The sequence below is a fragment of the Bradyrhizobium sp. USDA 4532 genome, from assembly GCF_024171315.1.
In the GTDB taxonomy this organism is placed as follows: Bacteria; Pseudomonadota; Alphaproteobacteria; order Rhizobiales; family Xanthobacteraceae; genus Bradyrhizobium; species Bradyrhizobium australafricanum.
Genome location: NZ_JALJZN010000001.1, coordinates 3,758,965 through 3,779,650, shown reverse-complemented (window position 1 = coordinate 3,779,650; position 20,686 = coordinate 3,758,965). Strand labels below are relative to the sequence as shown.

Genomic DNA, 20,686 nt, shown 5'->3' with positions numbered 1-20,686 from the left:
TCGAGCAAGGTCTCCGGCCATCTGTTCGGTCGATCGGTGCGGACGGCGGCACCGTTACTTTCTGAGCGCCTGTCGCTAGGCGCCGAGACGGAATTGCAAAGTTGTATTGTGTTGTCTGGCCCGCGCACCCGACGGAGCGTGACCGCACAGATTGGATAGGTGGAACGCAGTTGTCGTTCCCGCCTTAATCAAATGGAGAGCCGGATGTTGTGCCTGGGATTAAGTGGTGGTCTTGACAGAATCTATGAAAGATCGTCGGAGCTGCCGAGTACATTTCTTCACGATGGCGCTGCGGTTCTTGTGCAGGATGGCCGCGTGATTGCTGCCGTCGAAGAGGAGCGCCTCAACCGCGTCAAGCACTCCAACAAGTTGCCGAGCAACTCCATCCGATACTGCCTTTCTACCGCAGGAGTTGAACTCGGCGAGATCGACCGTATCGCGTTCTACGCGACTGAAGCCTACTGCAATACAATGCTCGAGCGTCTTTCTGTTTCCAAGCCCGTTCCGTTGGACGCCAAACTGTTGATGCGCCAGCTGCTGGCACGGGAGTTTGACGCCGAGATCGATCCGTCGCGGCTTTCCTTCGTAAATCACCACGAAGCGCATGCCATGAGCGCGTTTGCCATGTCCGGGTTCGAACAAAGTCTCATTTTTACGATCGACGGTAGTGGCGATTTTCTCTCCGGCTTATTGGCGGTGGGGTCTGGCATCGAAATTGCGCAACTTGCAAGCTTCCCGGAACGTAACTCCCTGGGGCTGTTCTATCTCGAGACGATCCGATATCTCGGCTACGGATTGTTCGACGAGTACAAAGTGATGGGGCTTGCCCCGTATGGTGATCCCGCTCCCTATCGCGAACTCTTCGCGCAGTTCTACGAGTTGTTGGACAAGGGTGGCTATCGCGTTCACCTGGATCGGATCGCTCCGGCCCTGGTCCGCCACATCGAGGTTCGGCGAAAAGGAATGCCATTCACCCAACAACATCGAGATGTCAGCGCTTCGCTGCAGGAGGCGCTGGAGCGGATCGTGTTTCACATCCTGCGGCACCATCGTGAAGCGACAGGCATGACACGCTTGTGCCTGGCTGGAGGGGTAGCCCATAATTGCACGCTGAACGGTAAGCTGCTTTATTCCGGGCTATTTGACGACATCTTTGTTCAACCCGCGGCGCACGACGCCGGTTGCGCGCTCGGCGCTGCATTGATCGTGTCAAACGAGCTGGGCAGGCCGGCGCCGCGCGAGCGACTGCCGGACGTTTATTGGGGGCCCGATCTCGGCAATGAGCAAGCCGTAGAGTGTGAGCTCAACGCATGGTCAAGCCACCTCGACATTCAACGAGCTGATGACATAGCATCCAGTGCGGCAGACTGGATGGCAAATGGCGCTGTAATCGGCTGGGTTCAGGGGCGCTCTGAGTTCGGCCCACGTGCGCTTGGTAACCGCAGCATTCTTGCGGACCCGCGGCCAGCCGATAACAAGAACCGAATTAACGAGATGGTCAAAAAGCGCGAGAGTTATCGTCCGTTTGCGCCGTCTGTACTGGTTGAGCATGCGAGCGAGTTCTTCGAGCTTCCAGGCGGCACGAGGGAGCTGCCGTTCATGAACTTTGTGGTTCGCGTGCGTGAAGCCCAGCGTAGCGTGCTCGGTGCGATCACGCACGTTGACGGGACCGCTCGGCTGCAAACGGTGTCGCGCGAGACAAACCCCGCTTATTGGGATTTAATCAACGCGTTCAAGAAGCGAACTGGAATACCGATCCTTCTAAACACGTCGTTTAACAACAATGCCGAGCCGATCGTTGATTCGGTGTCAGACGCGATCGTTACCTTCTTGACGACCGATTTGGACGGACTTGTGGTCGGGCCGTTCCTGGTCAAGAAGCGGGCGGCAACATTGCAGGATTGGAGCGCACTGGGCGTTTCATTGCCACCCTATGCATCGCTACATCGTGTCCGCTCTCACGTAGCGGTAGATCGGCAGGAGACGGTCTGCGAGATCCGCACGGGACCTTCCACCCGCGATAGTATGCGCATCTCACAGGAGCTTTTCGAGATCTTGATGCGGGTCGAGGGCGAGGCGTCGCTCGGCGGGCTGCTCGACGCAACCATGCTGGGCCAGGCCAGGCGTGAAGATCTCGTGAAGGAATTGCGCCTCGTGTGGGAGCTGCGAGGCATCCGTCTGCATCCGCCGCGCGCAGCTTGCGGCCGCAACACAGTGTAAAGCGAAACATAGCCGGAACTCGTGAGCATGGCCATGCCGATGCCTGCATGGAGGAGGCCAGGCCATCCGACGCACGAGGGGCATCGGGCATCCGGCTGAAATCGGCGCGTCGCCGCAACACCGCTCAAGACAAGACGGAAAGTGTTGCGAGAACGCGGCCCATCACGGATAGCGCTGCTATGAAGATCTACAGACGCAGCTCGCCGGCACCGCGATTTCAGGTCGTGACGTCGGACGAGATGATACATGAGATGTCTACAATGGCGTCACTTGTCCAACCAGGAGCCCGGGAGGAGGCCATGCGGAGCGGTTCGAGGAATGATAGGTTCGTAGTTTCCCGACGACGTACGGGATTCGGTGACTGCCTGTGGTCGCTGGCGGCAGCTTGGCGTTTTGCACAGCGGACCGGGCGAAACCTGGTCATCGATTGGCGAGGATCCTGTTATCTCGACCAACCCTTCATCAATGCCTTTCCAGTGTTCTTTGAACCAGTTCAAGACATTGCCGGCGTACGGGTGATTTGCGACGACCAGATCAATCAGCGTTCGTTTCCAGGACCATTCTTCCCGAGTTGGTGGAATAAGCCATCGATCGACTGCGTCTATCGGCCGGACGAGCAAATTTTCAAAGAGCGCGACGAACTCGATCAATTGTTTCAAAGCGAGCAAGACAGTGATGCGAACACTGTTGTGTGTGACGCCTGCCTGATGTGGCGCTGCGATCAAGAAGCAGAACGGGAAATTTTTCGGACCATCAAACCACGATCTGAGATTCAGGCCAGGATTGATGCGATCTACCGCGAGCAGTTTGAGCCATACAGCATGATCGGCGTGCATGTTCGACATGGCAACGGCGAAGACATTATGGGGCATACCCCGTATTGGACCGATCCGGAGCGGGCCCTGCGACAGGTCTGCAATGCCGTCGAAATGGCCAAAGCGTTGCCGCACGCAAAACCTGCGAGAGTGTTCCTTTGCACGGACAGTGCGGTCGTCCTCGAAGAGATCTCGGCGATATTTCCTGATGTCTTCACGGTTCCAAAGAGTTTCCAGTCGCCTCAAGCCGGACCATTGCACAGTGGCGCGCTCGGAGCCGCGGGCGGCTTTTCCGCTCTTATCGAAATGTATCTTCTTGCGAGGTGCGACACTGCAATTCGTTTTCCCCCGACGAGCGCATTCACGCGCTATGCCCGCCTGTTTGCGCCACGCGTGGTAGAATTCGACCTGAACGATCCGGGCCGGCTAATCTTGATTGAAGAAGCGTCCCAAGAGCTTGTGACGCTATGAAAGTCGTTGTTCGCCTGATTAATCTGTTGGCCGCTCTTTGCATCGAGAAGTACTGTCACTTTTTCTCCGCGCGCAGAATTGTTGCCAAAGCAGCTCCTGGCGGCGAGGTTCCATCAAAGGACGCCACCCGCCAGGAGCTAGATGGCGACCGCGGTACTCGAAATCCGTGAAGAGTGGCTCCGCCGCGCTCAAAAAGGTGCAACCAGTCTTCGTCATCGCCTCGCGCGAGCCTCGTCAATCTCGTTGATCCTGGCGTCGGAGAAGGGCCACCCATATTCTCGCCGCCGGCGTTACTGGGGACGGTCGACACAGTCGGCGCTATTACGCTGCGGAAGCGGGGAATCGAAAAGTGCTGCGCTACGCTAACCAAAGCTGACGCCGTGCAGTTCGAGCCTCAAGGCCTGGAGACGGAGCAAGACCTCGCCACAGCGCTTGCGCGTAAGTGGGACGAGAAGGGTTGGAAGCTGGGGATCTGGCGCCGCTGATCTGGACGTGAAAGCGTCGCGAAGGAGGCCGCAATGGCGACCGGGATGGGCCTTGCTCTCGCCAACAACATCATCAGCAATGTCCTCAAGCGGCCTGTCGGAGTCGCCCCCGGCTTGGATGGCTGCGCAGCTCGAAAAACCCTTTGTCCATCACCTCGCTCACCGTTTCCGAAATTCGTCGCGGCATGCTGGTGAAATGGACTCCGATTTTTGGGACCGCATGCTTGGTTGGAAGAGGCTGCTCCGTTTGATAGACGGAGGCATGGTGACGACGAAGACGAGACGCAAGGTCGACGCGGTACTGAAGGCAGAGATCGCGCTGGAAGCGATGCGGGAGCAGGCGACGGTGGCCGATCTGGCCCAGCGCTATGAGGTTCACCGAACCAGATCTATGCCTGGAAGAAGCAACTGCTGGACCAGGCGGCCCGGGCCTTTGACGCGGGTGTCGGGCGAGAGTGAGGATGTTCGCGAACGCGGGATCGAGAAGCTGTACGCCAAGATTGGACAACTGACAGTCGAGCGCGATTGGTTAGCGCGAAGGTCCGCAAGGTGAGCGCGCCGGACCGTCGAGAAATGCTCGATAGCGCCGACTTGGCCCTGTCGACTCGGCGGCAATGCATGTTGCTCGGTATCGCGCGCTCTGGGGTCTGCCGGCTGCCACGGCGGGGCAACCACAACGACCTTACCCTCATGCGGCGTCTCGACGAGCTGTTCAGCGTCTGACCGTTCCCGGGCTCGCGGCGAATGACCGCGATGCTGAAGGGGGAGGGGCTTCAGGTCAATCGCAAGCGGTGCAGCGGTTGATGCCGAAGATGGGCATCTCGGCACTGGGACCAAATCCGATCACGACGGGGTCGGTGCGGGCCACAAGACATATCCCTATCTTTTCCGCAACATGACGATCGACGGCCAAACCAGCTATGGGCGGCCGACATCACGTATCTGCCCATCGGCCGCGGCTTTCTTTATCTCGTCGCCATCATCGACTGGGCGAGCCGTGCGGTTCTGGCGTGGCGGTTGTCGAACACGATGGACGTCGCGTTCTTCGGAGCGGCTCTGGACGAGGCGCTGGCGAAGTATGGCACTCCGGAGATCTTCAACACCGATCAGGGCAGCCAATTCACCAGTCCGGCCTTCACCGGCGCGTTAGCGAACGCAGGGGTCAAGATCTCCATGGATGCCCGCGGTAGTTGCATAGACAAGGTTTTCAGCGAAAAGTTGTGGCGGTCGCTCAAGCATGAGGCATGAGGACATCTATCTCAAGGGCTATGCCGACTGCCACGATGCCAAGGCAGGGGTCGCGAGCTAGATCGCATTCTATAACGATCGTCGCTTTCATCAGGCGCACGGCTATCGCACGCCGATGGCGGTCTGGTGCGAACGGATGTAGGCCGCGAAGGCTGTGGACATGGTGGAGGGCAACGCTGATGCGTTGACCACATGCCCAGAGTAACTGCAGCAGAGCGAGACTCTGGCAGCGCGAAGAGAGGGATCAGGAGCGGTGAGTTTAACAAGCCGGTTCAATTGCTCATGCTCCGCGGGTCCAGTTCACTGTAGCCGACATGATCCTTTAGGCCCTGATGCCCCAAATTTTATTCGCGGGCCGCAATCTCCCCTTCAGCGAAAAATGGGCTTCATCTGGGCGAGATCGTCGACGGAACGTAGACCATGCAGACGAAGGACGTCCCGGGCAAAGATCCACTCAGTCGGTTCGTCTTCCGTGCTTCGCTGCGGCGATCTTCTGAAGGTGTTCTGGCGCAGCCAGGGAGCGTGGTTGTCCACAGATAGCCCGGAGGTGGGGCTAATCTGACCATCATTGGCGATGAACTGCAGGTCAGAGTCGCGCGCAGGAAAATCGGACGTGCGATGATGATTACGTTAGCTTTGGATCGATCGAGCTACGGCGGGACGGGCCGGACTCCGTTGACCGATCGGTGCGCTGCGCAAATTCTGCCCGCGGTTAGCGCCTTCGATTGTGCGTTCAGGATTCAGCGTACGCCTCGTGACCTGTCTTGCGCGCGACACAGACGAGAACTGACTCCCGACATTTTGTCGGTAGCGCGCCACTATTGTCGCAAAGACAACGCGACGCCTCACAGCCACCGCCAGACCGTTCTGCGTGCGCGACACCAGGCCGCAAAGCCGGAGCGGCGTCGCCTCGGTTATGATGGCCCAATTCCTGCTTGGAGTGCGCGAGCACGCAACAGGAGAGGAGGTGGGCGTGGGTCTCGATCTGCCAAATGACGATCTGATCCCAGCCGCACCATCGGCGATGCACTCGACTTGTCCTTTTCATGTCGATAAAGCTGGCGTGCATCGAGGAGAACGGAAGGCGATGCTGCTAACCGGAGCGTCGCGCGGAATTGGTCACGCTACCGCCAAGCTGTTTTCAGAAGCTGGCTGGCGTATCATTTCTTGCGCGCGCCGGCCGTTTGACGGCGAGCGCTGCCCGTGGGAATCAGGGAATGAGGATCATGTCCAGATCGACCTAAGCGACCATCGAATGCTGCCGCGCGCGGTGAGCGAAGTGAAGAAACGCCTGAGCGGCGGAGTTTTGCATGCGCTGGTGAATAATGCCGGGATTTCGCCCAAAACACCTAATGGGGACCGGCTAACGTCCTTGACGACATCCACCGAGACATGGATGAGGGTCTTCCACCTCAATCTCGTGGCTCCGATCCTGCTGGCGCAGGGCTTGTTTGACGAGCTGAGAGCTGGGTCAGGATCGATCGTCAATGTGACTTCGATAGCCGGATCGAAGGTGCATCCGTTTGCTGGAAGTGCCTATGCGACATCGAAGGCGGCGCTTGCAAGTCTCACACGCGAAATGGCGCATGATTATGCGCCGCACGGCATTCGTGTAAATGCGATCGCTCCCGGCGAAATCGGGACAGACATGTTGTCGCCCGACACCGAAGCGCGTCTTGTGCCAACCATCCCGCTGCGCAGAGTGGGAACGCCCGACGAGGTGGCCAAGGTCATCTTCTTCCTGTGCTCAGATGCTGCGAGCTACGTCACGGGAGCCGAGCTGCCGATCAACGGTGGGCAACATCTGTGATCGGCCTCGCCTGACAACGCAGCTGACGTGAGCTGCAGCAGTGGAACGTGCGTTCTACGCTGGCGTCGGTCACCCATTCCGCAAAACAAAACGCACTGAAAGTTTATCGTCGTGCCACGAAAAGCTGTTACGCTTCTATGTCATCTCGTCACCGCTTGGCGCTAGATCGAGAATGACATGCAGAACGAAGCTCGCAAACCAGAAGAAAACGCCAGGGAGGATGATCAAAACATCGGAGACCGTCCCATGCTGCATATCGCTTCCGCACGCGAAAGACCTGCCTCACAAGTGGAGCCGGAACGTGAGCTCTCCGTCGAGCCGCTGCGCGAGAGCGCACTGACCGGCATTTTCGAAATATCGAAGATACTGAACGCTCCTTGCCGCCTTGAAGTCACATTGGCCAACGTCCTCGATCTTCTGCAGTCATTTGTGCAGATGCGACACGGCATCGTCTCACTGTTCGACGATGACGGGACGCCAGACATCACCGTGGGCGCCGGTTGGAGCGAAGGCAGCGACGAACGCTACCGGATGCGCTTGCCCCGGATGGCGATCGACCAAATCGTCGCGGCGGACCGGCCTCTCGTCGCCGAAAATGTGGCAGCCGAGCCGGCATTCAGCGCTGCCGATCTCGAAGTGCTGGGCGCCTCGGATAGTACGCCCGTGTCGTTCATCGGAGTTCCAATTCGCATCGACCCCAAGGTCGTGGGTACGCTGACAATTGACCGTATCCGGGACGACAGGTCGAGCCTGCGGCTCGATCACGATACACGGCTGCTCGCCATGATCGCCAACCTGGTGGGACAGACAGTGAAGCTGCATCGCTTGTTCGCTTGCGATCGCGAACGGCTGATGGTGGAGAAGGACCGGCTACAAAAGCAATTGTTTGAGCTTAGGCAACCTGCACGGGATCGTAAGAAGGTCCACGTCCATGGCATCATTGGCGACAGCCCGGCGCTCCGTGGGCTTCTCGAGAAGATCGCGATCATAGCCAAATCGAACAGCACGGTTCTACTGCGCGGTGAATCCGGGACCGGAAAGGAGCTGGTAGCCAAAGCTATTCACGAGTCGTCATCTCGCGCCAAGCGGCCTTTCGTCAAACTGAATTGCGCGGCGCTGCCCGAGACAGTCCTGGAGTCCGAATTGTTTGGCCATGAAAAAGGTGCCTTCACCGGCGCGTTCAGCTCGCGCAAGGGGCGCTTTGAGCTTGCTGACAAAGGGACACTATTTCTTGACGAGATCGGCGAAATTTCGGCGCCGTTCCAGGCGAAGTTGCTGCGAGTTCTGCAGGAGCAAGAGTTCGAGCGCGTCGGCAGCAACCAGACCATCAAGGTCGATGTTCGTGTCATAGCAGCGACCAACAGGAATTTGGAAGAGGCCGTGGCAAAGAGCGAGTTTCGTGCTGACCTTTACTATCGGATCAGCGTCGTTCCCTTGCTCCTGCCGCCGCTGCGCGAGCGGCGCAGTGATATTCCGCTGCTGGCCAGCGAGTTTCTCAGGAACTTCAACAACGAGAACGGGCGTACGCTGACCTTGGAGGCGAGCGCGATTGATGTGCTCATGAACTGCGGATTTCCCGGAAATGTCCGAGAGCTAGAAAACTGCATTCAGCGCACGGCGACGCTGTCCGCTGGGCCAGCGATCGTGAGAAATGATTTCGCTTGTTGCCACGGCCAATGTCTTTCCGCGATGCTGTGGAAAAGTACATCGGAGCAGATGATCATGCCACCGGTGCCGAGCACGCCGGTGCTGGCTAAGTCGATCGCTCCGCTATCGGAAGCGACCGCGCCGGCTCCGCCAGGGGACAGCGAGTTGTCTTCGCTGGCTGCCCCTCCCGGCACTGTCCTCGTAAGCGGCGCGAAGATCGCCGATCGCGAGCGAGTCATTGCAGCCATGGAGAAATCTGGATGGGTGCAGGCAAAAGCAGCGCGCTTGCTGGGGCTAACGCCGCGTCAGATTGGTTACGCGTTGAGGAAATACGGAATCGAGATCAAGCGGTTTTGAACGCAAGGATCTTGGCGTCATTTACCTGACGTGCCCGGCGGCGGCACGGGGATGTCGCGGCTTGGACGCATGTCGGTATTCGTCCCTCGCAAAACCGGGCCAGATCGCTCGATCGGTTTGGTCCAGGCCTTTGAAATAGCGAGCAAAGTCCAAAGAGAGTCGTGATGGTACGAGACTTGCTGTCCTCTTCGCAGCTGTCGCAACTTTTGGAGCAACTCCGTGCACAATGTCGTCTGCATCAAACAGGTTCCTGACTCTGCGCAGATCCGCGTGCACCCCGTTACCAATACAATCATGCGTCAGGGCGTGCCGACAATCATCAACCCATATGACCTCTTTGCGCTTGAGGCCGCGCTGGAACTGCGCGATCGGTTCGGCGGCGAAATAACCGTGCTTACAATGGGCCCGCCGTCGGCGGAAGACTCTTTGAGGAAGGCGCTGACCTATGGCGCCGATCGCGCCGTACTGCTCACCGATCGATGCTTTGCGGGCTCCGACACCCTTGCCACGACGTATGCACTGGCAACAGCCATACGGAAGATTGGTAAGGAATATGGCCCGGTAAACCTCATCTTCACGGGCAAGCAGACCATCGACGGCGATACCGCTCAGGTTGGGCCCGGCATCGCAAAACGGCTGGGCGTGCTACAGCTTACCTACGTCGCCAAGGTCAGATCCCTGGATCTCGCCGCACACACAATCGAAGCGGAACGACGTTCCGAGGGTGGTGTCCAGGTGCTGCACACTCGGCTTCCCTGTCTCGTCACCATGCTGGAGGCGACAAACCAGATTCGGCGCGGCGCGATGGCGGATGCTTTACGTGCCGCACGGGCGCCGATCGTGAGATGGAGCGCGCACGACGCCGGCGTCGAGGACATCTCCAAATGCGGTCTCAAGGGCTCGCCGACCGTCGTCAAGCGAGTGTTCGCGCCATCCGCACGCGCTGAGAAGGCGGCCCTGGTTGAGGCCACAGAGCAACCGGCGCAGGCGCTGATAGACGCCATTTTCAAGCATCAACCGAAACTCGAAGTCGATCTTGCGGCATCAGCCCGTGATGTTTGATCTGGATAGAAGGCCAGCCAGACCACAACACAAGGGGAGCTTCGACGTGACGGGGACGACGAGGCGAAACTCGTCTGCATCCAGGAGCATCATGCTAGGGCGATGCCGTCTGCACGCTCAAAGTGCTGTCATTTGGTTCAGGGTGTGAACGGTCGGCGATTCTCGACGGTTTGGCGGTACCCCGATAGATCGTCAGTGCGGCGATGATGCCGAGCGCGGCTGAAAACATCAGCCAATACCCCGGTGAAGCCTTGTCGTTGGTTTGCTCAATGAGCCAGGTCGAGGCCAATGGTGTAAAGGTGCCAAACAAGGCGGCCGCGAGTGCGAAGGCCAGAGAAAAGCAAGTTGTGCGCACATGCGCGGGCACGATCTCAACGAGCGCGCCTAACATAGTTCCGCTGTAGGTGCCAAAATAGAACGAGAACATCATCGCGACCGCCAACATCTTGCCGAAGGTGGGAGCGCTTACCAGCCAGTGCAAAGCCGGATACGCTGTCATCAATGCAAGGCCGGCAATGGCGAGCAGAACTGGCTTTCGGCCGATACGATCGGAGACGGCGCCGCCAATTGGATTCCAGATGAAATTGGTCATGGCGACCAGGAGCGTCACCAGGAGAGCGTCCTGAGCGGACAGCTTCAAGACTGTCTTGCCGAAAGTGGGCGTGTAAACGGTGACGAAATAGAAGGTCGTTGTGCTCAGGATCGCCATCATCATTCCGAGAACGACTATGCGCCAGCCGATCAGCGCCGAGGCAAAGATCTCGCGGGCTTTCGGATGCTTCTTCATCGCCAGAAATTCCGGCGTTTCCTCCAGTGTTCGACGAAGAAGGAAGATAAGCGGGATGATAAGGCAGCCGATAAAAAACGGAATACGCCACCCCCAGGCGGCGACGGTTTCGGCCGGCATCGCATCGTTCAGCAGGTAGCCCACGCTCGCCGCGACAAAGATCGCGACCTGCTGGCTGGACGATTGAAAAGATGTATAGAAGCCGCGATTACCTGGGGTTGCGATCTCCGCCAGGTAGACTGAAACGCCGCCGACCTCGACGCCGGCGGAAAAACCCTGGAGCAGCCGTCCGGCCAAAACGATAATCGGGGCAGCAATGCCAATGGTCGCGTAACTAGGACAGAAGGCGATGATGACAGTGCCGATCGCCATGATCGATAGCGTGATAATCAGGCCTTTTCGACGTCCGATCTGGTCGATATAGGCGCCGAGGACGATTGCGCCTACTGGACGCATTAAGGCACCCAGCCAGAACACGCCGAAGGTGTTGAGCAGCGAGGCTGTTTCACTTTCGGATGGGAAGAAGGCTCGTCCGATAGCGCTGGCGTAAAAGCCAAATAGGAAAAAGTCGAATTGCTCGAGGAAATTGCCGCTGGTTGCGCGCAGGATCGCATTGACGCGCGATTTGACCGTCCCGCGCTGAATAAGTGTTTGTGACACGCGAGTTTCCTTCCCGTCAAAAATGGCCGGTTCGGAAAACCTCACGCCAGCCCAATTGCATCAGGCCGTGACTCTGTCATTGGTGACATTACCGGCCGCGCGGAAGGCGCCTGATCTTTTCGGCGTATTTTCGGCGATAATTAGATTAGTGCACATATTTCGCCGTCGGTTCGCGGAGCAGCAGCGGAACGTCAATTGCCGCAAGCTAACTTCATTTCAGACCAAAATTGACAAATACATGAGGTATTTCGTTTGCCGGCTCACGGCAGCTATGAGGCCTGTTGGGGCGATCTCGGCGGTCAAGGACGCATGCCCCTCGCGGGAGTCTGGCACTTATTCGCTGCTCGATTTCCGACAGCCATGCAAACCGTGTCAGACTCAAGACACCTGCCCTGACGAGCCGGTATGAACGTTTTCCCAAACAATTCCGAAACTTATGGCGTGAGACCAGGTTTGGCACGGCGATTGCTGAAAACGTGCAAGACAACGGGAGCGGACGAGTGCAGGCGGAACGGGTAAGAACCAGCGGCGGTGTTTTCTCAGATGCTCGTGGCGGCCGAACTGCCGAGATCTCGTGGAGATCACGGCCGAAGCTCTCAAGAGCGCGGTAGGTGCGCCTCCTTCCGGCAGCGCTGTCCCAAGCGCGTAGCCAGCCAGAAATAGCAATGTGCAGAAACCGCGAGGATTCGATGCATCTTACGACCGACGTCAAGCGAGGCACGAACGCGCAAACAGACGCCCCTTCCTGTGACGCAAAATCCCGATGCGTTTGCGCGGGCCAATAACTCACCATGATTCTGCGCGTGATGCCTGGAGGCGCCAGCCATGCGTGGAATTGGACTGATCTGGATCGTAATCCGACAGGGTTATCGCCGCTTCAATCAGTGGGCGTGCTCCATGTGTGAACAGGATTGGGCTCAAGACGCCCGGCTAAGGGTGGCCGCGAGGGCACAAAGAGCAGAGTGCGCCTCGAGGGCGACGGCGATCATAAGCGCCATCGCGCCAACGAGCTCTTCTGTCTCGACTGGCCAATAGTCGGTCACGGACGAGAATTCGTTTCTTCAAGGCTTGTTCTCCCCTCATGGCTATCGTCCAAATGACGTCTCCTCAAGCTTCTCGATTTTCGCCGGATCAGCCTGCGCAGATATTCTGCGCGCATTTGACCGAGCGCGCGCGAGCTCTGTTTGGCGCACATCCCTTTGCTGAGGAGCTATCCGAAGAGCAGTTTGCTAGCCTGCTGCCTGAATATCTGGCGATGTCGCAGGCGTTTCCCTATCTGCAGGCAGGATCGCAAAAGGATCTCATATTCGATGCAATGCATCATAATCGGGATCTTCCCAGGGATATTGAGCTGACCAGCGTCGTCGCAAATTTCATTTGCTGGGATGAGACGGGCGGCTATGGCCGAATTATCCAGGGTGGCAAGGCGGCGCTACCCGACATTCTGCTGACCGAAACGTTTCACTCGAACCTGTTCAGAAGGGATGCATCGCGACTGCTCGGCAGAGCAATACGTCCCAACTATAGCGCCACGACGAACCGGTACCTGCATTCTCTCTATGACGGATTATCAGCAAAAGACCCCGTGGTGCGTTGCGCCTACATGGTCGCCTTTGAGCTGCACGCTGCGGAGATGATCCAGGCGCTGTGGACCACCACGGTCAAAACCTTTGACACGCGGCCCGACGATCTTGAGTACTTCCGCAGCCACGTCGGTGGAGAAGATCCAGCCGAAAAGTATCATGGAGAGATGACAAGCCGCCTCATTGGCGAACTTGTCTCGGCGGATCGCAATGGTCGTTTTCTGAACGAGTTCGATCGGGCCTATCGACTGAACTTAACGTGGTGCCAGGATCTGCTCCGAATTTCCTCACTTGAGCAAAATGACCGAGCTGAAATCGAACACCGTGGCCATTGTCATTGTGGTTCTGTCAAATTCCTCGTGCGGGCGCCGCGGCAGCTATCTGCAGTTCGATGCAATTGCTCGATCTGCCGGATGTCCGGATTTATGCATTTGCTGGTACCTGGCGATAGGCTCACGATTGAATGCGGCGAAGAGTTCCTCACCACTTACCAGTTCAATAAGAACATCGCCCGGCACACGTTTTGTCGCGTTTGCGGCGTCAAGCCATTCTATCGCCCGCGGTCGAATCCCTCCGGATTCAGCGTCAATGTTCGATGCCTGGATAAAAGAACGATCGAAGGCATCAGAATTGATGACTTCGATGGCGAGCATTGGGAACAAGCATTCCGCTCGAAGCGACCAGGAGCCTGGCTCTGCATTGAAGAACAAACCCCGGAGTGAACCCAATGGCGCGTTCAGCAAATGACAAAAAAGGCCTACTTTCAGAAGAGGCTCTGACGAAATTCCGCGTAGAGCTGCTGGTGAAGGGTACGATCGTGATCAGCCCCCAGACGTTATTTACGCAGGATGAATTGGCAAGGATCAATCAGCTGCAGGCTGAGATTCCCGAAGAAGAGGTGCGATTGGGAGATGCTGGAGACTCGCACAACGTCTTTGTCAAACGCGTGAGGGTGGACCCGCCCGGCCGCAATCCCAGCAATGTGGATGGCGCAGCGGCGGGGCAAATCATCGATCTACTTGAAAGGAAGGACCGCGGCTTCGCCTTAAACCGGATCCTGGGAGCATCGTCGGATTATGTGATTCGCAGATGCCAATTGCATCGTATGCCGCCTGGTTCGTTTGTAGGCATCCATTTGGATGCGGAGAGCGATCCAGACTTTGAGTACTCCGTAATTGTGCAGCTCGCGCAGGATTTTGAGGGGGGCGAATTCGTCGTATATCCGAGCGCGTATGAGCAGCAGGTATTTCGACCACCACTTGGTGCGGTGCTCGTCACAACATGTAGGCTGCGCCATGAGGTGAAGGCTGTATCCGCCGGGGAGCGCCGGTCGCTGGTCTATTTCTGTTCGAAGCGCAGCGGCACAAACCGGCGCGTCATCGAAAGCTCTAGCAGCGGCCATAAAGCAAGCTAGCTCAAAAAAATGTACGAATAGGTTGAGTGGCGCAAGTGCTCTCAGGCAGTGAGATCGGCAGATCGCACCCATCTTGCAGAAGATCTGTCTTGCGAGATGGTTTGTCGCTGCGGCGCGCGCTTTCAGGTTGGCTCCGGTGAGGGCCGTCGGCGAGAGCCATTCGGAAAGGAATGACGTGGTGACCCGCCAGGATCCCCGCAGCGAGCTCGCGCCCACAAAGGCGCGTCGGCGGTTCCAGATTCTACCGGGTCGAGGTGCGCCAACGTTGGTCAACGCGGGAACCGGGTGTTTCGAGCAGTGAATACGTTTTTTGCCGGGTCCATTTGTTTTGGAGGGCCTATGCGGCGATGCCTTCGTTGGCACCCATCGTCAGCTGATCGCTTGCTGCAATGAGCGTGGCGGTAGATGGTGAATTCGGCGACCGAAATTGCTCTGGCTTAAGGGAGTCGACGACGCAAACACCCGCGCGGACAGGCTGCTCCTCGCCCAGGCTGCCAGAATGCTGATCCGGGCCATGGAAGCCACGATCGGCAGAATCGCGCAACCTGCCTCATAAGTATACCGGGGCAACGTCGCGGAACTTCGTCACTGTTTTCGAACTGCGGGTGTTCCGGCGCGTGCACGACCGTGTTGTCGCGCCGCTCGTAGAAAGCTACGGGCTCGTCAGGTTCTCGACAGCTATCCGACCTAGCAAAACAGGCGGATGCTTGGACCATTTGGGACGGTGTGGCGAAACCAGGGTCTAGTGCAAAGGACAGGCGAAAGAGAAGCGGTTAACTGATGCTCTAATCGCACTCGCTCGATCGCCGATTGTCCCTTGCCGCAGCCGAGGCCCAGATATTTCACCGTCGAAAGTGACTGCGAATGAACTTTCCCTCTCCTGGTCGCGCGCTTCAGCAGTCGGGCAGCGCGGGCGCGCAAGACAACTCGTCGGTCTCCCCCTTGGCGGACGCGGCGGCATTCGGACAACAGCTGAGAGAGATCGCCAATGCGGGTAGTGGCGTGCCGGAGCAGACCTCCGCCCAGCTGGTCGGCGCATCGCGAAGCGTGGCGATGCCCCTTACGGATACCGATCAGCAAGAATATTCGAGGCTGTCGCATGGCGGAAGCTCCCGGGCGATGCTGCTGCCCTCCGTGCAGCAGTCGAGCCAGGGCCAGGCGGTGTGGGCTTTCGCAGGCCGTAGCAGGCAGCCCCTTTATTCTGAAGATGTGCCTCTCGTCGAGGGGTTGAGAGCAGCACTCATCAAGCGCGGATTCAAGGAGCGTACTGCGAAGGGGCACGTCGGTTCGCTTCTCAGGTTCGGACGCTGGCTCGTCAAACATAGCAAGCAGGGAATTGCCCAGCGTCTTCACGAGAGTACGCTGAACAGCGATGCAGCGGCTTTCGAAGAGATTGGCGGGCGGGGTATCCTCACTGCGCTCGGCCATCTGCGGACCTCTCAGATGGCGGGCGGAGGGGGGGTGATCCCATCGCGGACTGGCCCCTTTGCTCAGGACGCCGAGCTCATCAAGGAGTACAAGTCGACTGTCATTAACGAGGCCAAGAAGGAAGCAGCGACGGCATACAAGTATGGAACTGCCCTAGGCAAATTCAGTGAGTACCTGCGTAACAATGCCAAGCTCGCCATCGCTGCCCGGCTTCACGACAAGTCGCTGGATGAAGACCTCATGCGCTATGAGGCCACCCCCGATCATCACCCGAAGGTTCGAGCTGCACTAGCCCACTTGCGAAAGACACTGGCCGGCGATGACGCGGTCGAGCTTGATGGCGGCTTTCGTCCCGATACGGAAGCCTCGGTCGGAACGGATGAAATGCGGTCGGCAGACGTCGTTGCGCCCGACAGTGTGTGGCAGCGAACGGTCGGCTGGCCAGAGATGCTGCCTGCGCAAGGTCACGAGCGGGATGCGCCCTCGAGCGTCATGGATCAACCGAGCCCCTCGGTTTATCTGGCTCGGCAAGCAGGCCAGATCGGGCGCAGCGCCGATCTCCTTTATTCTGAGGATATTCCCCTCATTCTCGGGCTCAGGGAAGCGCTCCTCAGGGGCGGGGCTGCCGAGCGCACAGCCAGCAGCAATGTAGATTATCTTTTAGGCTTCGACCGCTGGCTCTTTGGCAACGACAGGCAACCAATAGCGGAACGGCTTGACCACGAGAGACTGGATGAAGAGATCGAGGAATTCATAGCAAAGGGCGGTGCCACGAATGTGCGTACGGCACTGGCTCATCTGCGGACCTCTCAGGCAGCGGGCGGAGTTGCACCCGTCGCAGGCCAACCTGACCTAAAAGCCTATCCGGACGACGCAGCACTCATCAAGCAGTACAAGGAAGACGCGGCCGCCGCCGGCACATCAAAGCTTGCCAGGACCTATGCGAGTGTTATGACCAATTTCAGTCACTACCTGCGCGAAAACAATAGGCAGAGCATTGCCGCTCGCCTTGAGGATTGGCTGGATAAGGATAAGTCGCTCATCGAAGATATGGATCTCTATAAGCAGTCCGGTGGGTCCAACGCGATCCGTGCCGCGCTAAAGCATGTGCGGACCGGTGGGAGAAAACCCGTATCCCTGCATGCTGAGGATGCGCCGCTCATTTCCGGGCTAGAGAACGCGCTCATCAAGGCGAACTTCGAGAAGATAACCGCCCAAACCAATGTACGGATTCTCCGAAGATTCAGCCGATGGCTTGTTGCAAACGAAAAGCTGGCCATTGCTGTCAGGCTTTACGATAAGTCGCTGGATAAGGATGCAGCAGCTTTTGACAAGAGCGGCAAACGGCGCGCCCTCACGGCACTGGGACATTTGCGGGCCTCGGCTGCCGGAATTGCGCCGAGGAAGCACGGTGCTGAGCTCAGCCCTTATCCCGAAGATGCGGACCTGATCGAACACTACAAAACCGCAGAATCGTGGCCGACTGCCAGAAACGATGCACCTTTCCTTATCAGTTTCAGCGATTACTCGCGGCATAAGCAGAGCATTGCCGCCCGGATATCCGACGAGTCGCTGGATGGACATCTCCAGACGTACAACGGGTCCGGCGGTCATGCAAAGACTGGTGCTGCACTGGCACGTCTGGCAAAATCGGCCGCAGGTGTGCGCACCACGGAACTCAGGCGCACAACTGATGAAGTCGCGCCGGACAATGCCCCCCTAGGTGCCGTCAATTCGCCTGTGGATGTTGCCGCGGAAGAGCACGACCATCTGTCGGGGGGACCGCCTGCGGCCAGCACGTCCTCGCTGCTCGCGCCGATCCCGCACCCTCACGAGGCTCCAGATCCTGGAGAGCGCCTGGATGCCTTGAGCGAGAACTACGAGAATGCGATTGCCGCGGAGGGGCTGATCAACGCACTTGATTGGGACGATTTGCTCTCCACCGAGTACGTTGTTGGCGATGATGAGCACGTGGTGGCGGGCGCTAGATCGACGAAGAGACAGAGGATCGACAGTGATCCGCAAAACGGCGCGTTCGAGCGGCAGTCGAGCCACAACAGCGGTTCAGAAGCCGAAGCGTTGGCGCAGCTTCCAGCCAATCAGCCAGATGCTTCCGTTTCACAGGAACAGAATGGACATGGCTACGAGCCACCGCCACGAGCTGCCCCGGGGCACGTTGTGGACGAAGCTTCGCAGCAACGATCACCGCAGCGGCTTGTCAGCTGGCCATTGCTTCTGCCGACGGCTTACGATCAGGATCACCTTTGGGGGATGTTGGTAGACCTTCCGGCGTGGTCCGGGTTAGCCAGCCCCGAGCGCGCGCCAGAGATAGATCAAGTAGCAAGGCCGGCAATCGCTGGACCAACCTCGAGCTGGTCGCTGCCGATGTCGCCCGACTTTGATTGGAGCATGCTGCCGGCTACGCCAGCCTCTGTCGAGACTCGTTCGTCTGATGTCGAGCGCGGTGTCGAGGCCCTGATGGATTTGCTGTCTCAAGAATTGCGTGATGATGGCCAGTTTAGGCCATCACGCACGCCAACTGATGCCGGCATCCAAGGCGTGGCTCCGGCGGTCAAGGTGGACGGGCACAACGGACAGCGCCTTGGCCTGACCGAATGGTTGCACGACGAACATATCGCCGCCGACTACGCGCTGGTTGAAGAGGAGTTATATTGGAACAATCCCGATCTTGCTCGCCAGACGCGATTTGTACACCCGGCGAAGCCCAGCTATTGCGTCTGGTGCCAAGTGAGAGCGACCGCATGCAGATCCTGCTGCAGATCTTCAATGAGGAACATACAGATGTCGCCAACTACTTGTTCGTCCCCGTGAATGATGGTGGAGTTGCTGGCGGCGGATCGCACTGGTCGCTGCTGCTGGTTGATCGGCGCGTGCCGACAGCCGCGGTTGCCTATCACTATGACTCTGCCGGGCTTCGCAACCGTGCCGTTGCAGAACAGCTCGCAGCACGTCTTGGCTCCCGCTTGCAAGCGGCACGGATGGCCCAGCAGCAGAACGGTCATGATTGCGGAGTCTTCGTGGTGGACGCGACGCGAGCGTTGGTCGGACGATTGGCGCAAGGAGAGCGGCCGGACCGTGAGCCGCTGCACCTCGAGCGCCTCATCGCCGATCGACCGGCACTTCAGGATCGCCTCGGGACTGATCGCGCCTTACGCTGACGGACTCCATCCGACCGCCGGTTTTCGCCCGGATCCGTCTGTCGGCTGAACAGCGCAGCCGGCAACGGATATCCGCATCAGGCGAGATGGACGCGGATCCCGGTCACCTCCCAGGTACCGTCCTCCAGCACGCTGTCGGAAGCAGGGGTAAGTTCGAATGATTGGAGTGGCAGGATACATGCGGTTACCATGACCCCAATCAAACCAATGTGAGTAGCCGTTGTTTGAGATCGTCGGCGGCGGGCCGGTCATACGCAATCACGAGGCACTCCACCGTGCCAGCCTCCTGGTCACTGGCGAGCGGGATCACGCCCTGCTTGCGTGTGCCATCGAATAGAAAACCCTCCCTGGCGAAACGTTCATGTGCAGCCTTGAGCGAACCCGATCGAACATTCCTCACGGATGAAATAACGTGGGAACCGGAGTAGTCGAAGCCCAGGAGCCGGACGGCAATGCTGTGTAATACCGAGCCGCCACCCCAGCGGCCGTTCGCTTCATTGAAGAGCAGCCGCCCGTCGTTCGTGAAAATGGCGTCAATATTAACCGGTCCGCGATATCCTAGATTGCGGACAAGGGACACGAAGCGGTGAGCATGCGTCTGCGCAGTCAACCATTGCTCATTCCTCAGATCGCTTGGAAGCTCTAGTCCTGTCCAGATCAGAGCCTTTTCGGATTGATCTGTGCTTCGACGCAGACGTATGTTTCCACTGTTGATGAAGATTAAACCATCATTCTCGATCTCATACTCAAGATAGAAGAGGGACCTGGCAAGGTGATATGATTCCACGACCAGCGTGCTGCACGACGCCGTGGCCATCTCGGCCCAAAGTGCGTCAGGATCAAACGACGGCCATAGAATCCGCCGTGTATCTCTTGCCCCAGGCAGTGGACCGCTTTCGTTACTGGCCAGGATGATATTTCCGACGCCGCCGGCCCCATTGTCCAGCTTCACGATGACCCTGCCGGTCTCGTGCCGGAGCAAGTCGACCGCCCGGAACAATTCGTTCGAGTTCGTCGTGACGATTCCATTTGGCATCGGAAGCGCGACACTTGTCGCCAATTGACGGAAATGGCTCTTGCGGTTCAGCAGATCAGGTCCTCGCTGCAGAGCGAAATCGTCCCCGGTTTGCGGAATGCCCAGCATCGCCGCCAATCGCGCGACGCCTTCGCTGGAGTAGCAGGGATACATGCTCCACGAAGATGTTTGACGAATATGGCTGTTGAGTCCCTCAACGATGCTGCTGGACAGCAGGGTGCAATCATTCAAGACCGGCGCTTCGTGACCAAATTCAGGTACAAGCAATGAAACGCTTGAGGCGTCGAAATCAAGTATCTCGCCGATGTAGGAGAGCAGATCTGCCGGGATGGAAAGTGGCGAGACGATCAGATCACCCTCCTTAGCAAACCACGTCGAACGGTAAGCCGAGTTGGCAGCGAGCGCGAGTTGAGCTGCTGTCAGATCGGAGCCCGACATTTGGGGCGTACCGGCATTCATGATTATGATCCGTGGCATCGGTCAC

General features: G+C 58.3%; 13 protein-coding genes. 11 read left to right on the top strand and 2 right to left on the bottom strand.

What is annotated here, in order from left to right:
• Positions 1 to 204 precede the first annotated feature (204 nt).
• The 7 genes from J2R76_RS17675 (at position 205) to J2R76_RS17650 (ending at position 10,115) form a co-directional block, all read left to right on the top strand.
• Entirely contained in the window at positions 205 to 2,220 is a 2,016-nt protein-coding gene (locus J2R76_RS17675; protein ID WP_253624349.1) for a carbamoyltransferase, read from the top strand.
• A 179-nt stretch (positions 2,221 to 2,399) separates the two neighbouring features.
• The gene (locus J2R76_RS17670; protein ID WP_305884400.1) at positions 2,400 to 3,506 is read left to right on the top strand and encodes a nodulation protein NodZ; all 1,107 of its coding nucleotides are present in this window, start codon (positions 2,400 to 2,402) and stop codon (positions 3,504 to 3,506) included.
• Positions 3,507 to 4,109: 603 nt separating this feature from the next.
• On the top strand, positions 4,110 to 4,544 hold the full coding sequence (locus J2R76_RS40980) for a transposase (RefSeq protein WP_375166499.1): 435 nt from the start codon (positions 4,110 to 4,112) through the stop codon (positions 4,542 to 4,544).
• Positions 4,545 to 4,828: 284 nt separating this feature from the next.
• Positions 4,829 to 5,239 (top strand): transposase, encoded by a 411-nt coding sequence (locus tag J2R76_RS40975; protein ID WP_375166571.1) that lies wholly within the window; start codon positions 4,829 to 4,831, stop codon positions 5,237 to 5,239.
• Between the two features lie 973 nt (positions 5,240 to 6,212).
• Positions 6,213 to 7,049: an SDR family NAD(P)-dependent oxidoreductase gene (locus tag J2R76_RS17660; RefSeq protein ID WP_375166498.1), complete on the top strand. Its 837-nt coding sequence runs from the start codon at positions 6,213 to 6,215 to the stop codon at positions 7,047 to 7,049.
• A gap of 177 nt (positions 7,050 to 7,226) precedes the next feature.
• Entirely contained in the window at positions 7,227 to 9,053 is a 1,827-nt protein-coding gene (nifA, locus tag J2R76_RS17655; RefSeq protein ID WP_253624347.1) for a nif-specific transcriptional activator NifA, read from the top strand.
• A 219-nt stretch (positions 9,054 to 9,272) separates the two neighbouring features.
• Positions 9,273 to 10,115: an electron transfer flavoprotein subunit beta/FixA family protein gene (locus J2R76_RS17650; RefSeq protein WP_253624346.1), complete on the top strand. Its 843-nt coding sequence runs from the start codon at positions 9,273 to 9,275 to the stop codon at positions 10,113 to 10,115.
• Between the two features lie 94 nt (positions 10,116 to 10,209).
• Here the strand turns inward: J2R76_RS17650 and J2R76_RS17645 are convergent, their stop codons facing one another.
• Positions 10,210 to 11,562 (bottom strand): MFS transporter, encoded by a 1,353-nt coding sequence (locus J2R76_RS17645; protein ID WP_253624345.1) that lies wholly within the window; start codon positions 11,560 to 11,562, stop codon positions 10,210 to 10,212.
• 1,081 nt (positions 11,563 to 12,643) lie between these two features.
• On the opposite strand from J2R76_RS17645, the gene J2R76_RS17640 reads away from it, so the two are divergent.
• The 4 genes from J2R76_RS17640 (at position 12,644) to J2R76_RS17625 (ending at position 19,166) form a co-directional block, all read left to right on the top strand.
• The gene (locus tag J2R76_RS17640; RefSeq protein ID WP_253624344.1) at positions 12,644 to 13,867 is read left to right on the top strand and encodes a GFA family protein; all 1,224 of its coding nucleotides are present in this window, start codon (positions 12,644 to 12,646) and stop codon (positions 13,865 to 13,867) included.
• A 5-nt stretch (positions 13,868 to 13,872) separates the two neighbouring features.
• Positions 13,873 to 14,559 (top strand): 2OG-Fe(II) oxygenase, encoded by a 687-nt coding sequence (locus tag J2R76_RS17635; protein WP_253624343.1) that lies wholly within the window; start codon positions 13,873 to 13,875, stop codon positions 14,557 to 14,559.
• A gap of 864 nt (positions 14,560 to 15,423) precedes the next feature.
• On the top strand, positions 15,424 to 18,819 hold the full coding sequence (locus tag J2R76_RS17630; RefSeq protein ID WP_253624342.1) for a hypothetical protein: 3,396 nt from the start codon (positions 15,424 to 15,426) through the stop codon (positions 18,817 to 18,819).
• A complete protein-coding gene (locus tag J2R76_RS17625; protein ID WP_253624341.1) occupies positions 18,750 to 19,166 on the top strand; it encodes a Ulp1 family isopeptidase in 417 nt (138 codons plus the stop codon). The genes J2R76_RS17630 and J2R76_RS17625 overlap by 70 nt, the downstream gene beginning before the upstream one ends.
• Positions 19,167 to 19,365: 199 nt before the next feature.
• On the opposite strand, the gene J2R76_RS17620 is transcribed toward J2R76_RS17625, so the two are convergent.
• Positions 19,366 to 20,661, bottom strand: coding sequence for a peptide ligase PGM1-related protein (locus tag J2R76_RS17620; protein ID WP_253624340.1), 1,296 nt, complete (start codon positions 20,659 to 20,661; stop codon positions 19,366 to 19,368).
• Between the last annotated feature and the right edge of the window lie 25 nt (positions 20,662 to 20,686).

Bases quoted from the DNA above. Each gene is read 5' to 3' on its own strand.
- nifA (WP_253624347.1), top strand. From the start codon at position 7,227: ATGCAGAACGAAGCTCGCAAACCAGAAGAAAACGCCAGGGAGGATGAT.
- J2R76_RS17640 (WP_253624344.1), top strand. From the start codon at position 12,644: ATGGCTATCGTCCAAATGACGTCTCCTCAAGCTTCTCGATTTTCGCCG.
- J2R76_RS17670 (WP_305884400.1), top strand. From the start codon at position 2,400: ATGAAGATCTACAGACGCAGCTCGCCGGCACCGCGATTTCAGGTCGTG.
- J2R76_RS40980 (WP_375166499.1), top strand. From the start codon at position 4,110: ATGGCTGCGCAGCTCGAAAAACCCTTTGTCCATCACCTCGCTCACCGT.
- J2R76_RS17620 (WP_253624340.1), bottom strand. From the start codon at position 20,661: ATGAATGCCGGTACGCCCCAAATGTCGGGCTCCGATCTGACAGCAGCT.
- J2R76_RS17675 (WP_253624349.1), top strand. From the start codon at position 205: ATGTTGTGCCTGGGATTAAGTGGTGGTCTTGACAGAATCTATGAAAGA.
- J2R76_RS17635 (WP_253624343.1), top strand. From the start codon at position 13,873: ATGGCGCGTTCAGCAAATGACAAAAAAGGCCTACTTTCAGAAGAGGCT.
- J2R76_RS17630 (WP_253624342.1), top strand. From the start codon at position 15,424: ATGAACTTTCCCTCTCCTGGTCGCGCGCTTCAGCAGTCGGGCAGCGCG.
- J2R76_RS17625 (WP_253624341.1), top strand. From the start codon at position 18,750: ATGCAGATCCTGCTGCAGATCTTCAATGAGGAACATACAGATGTCGCC.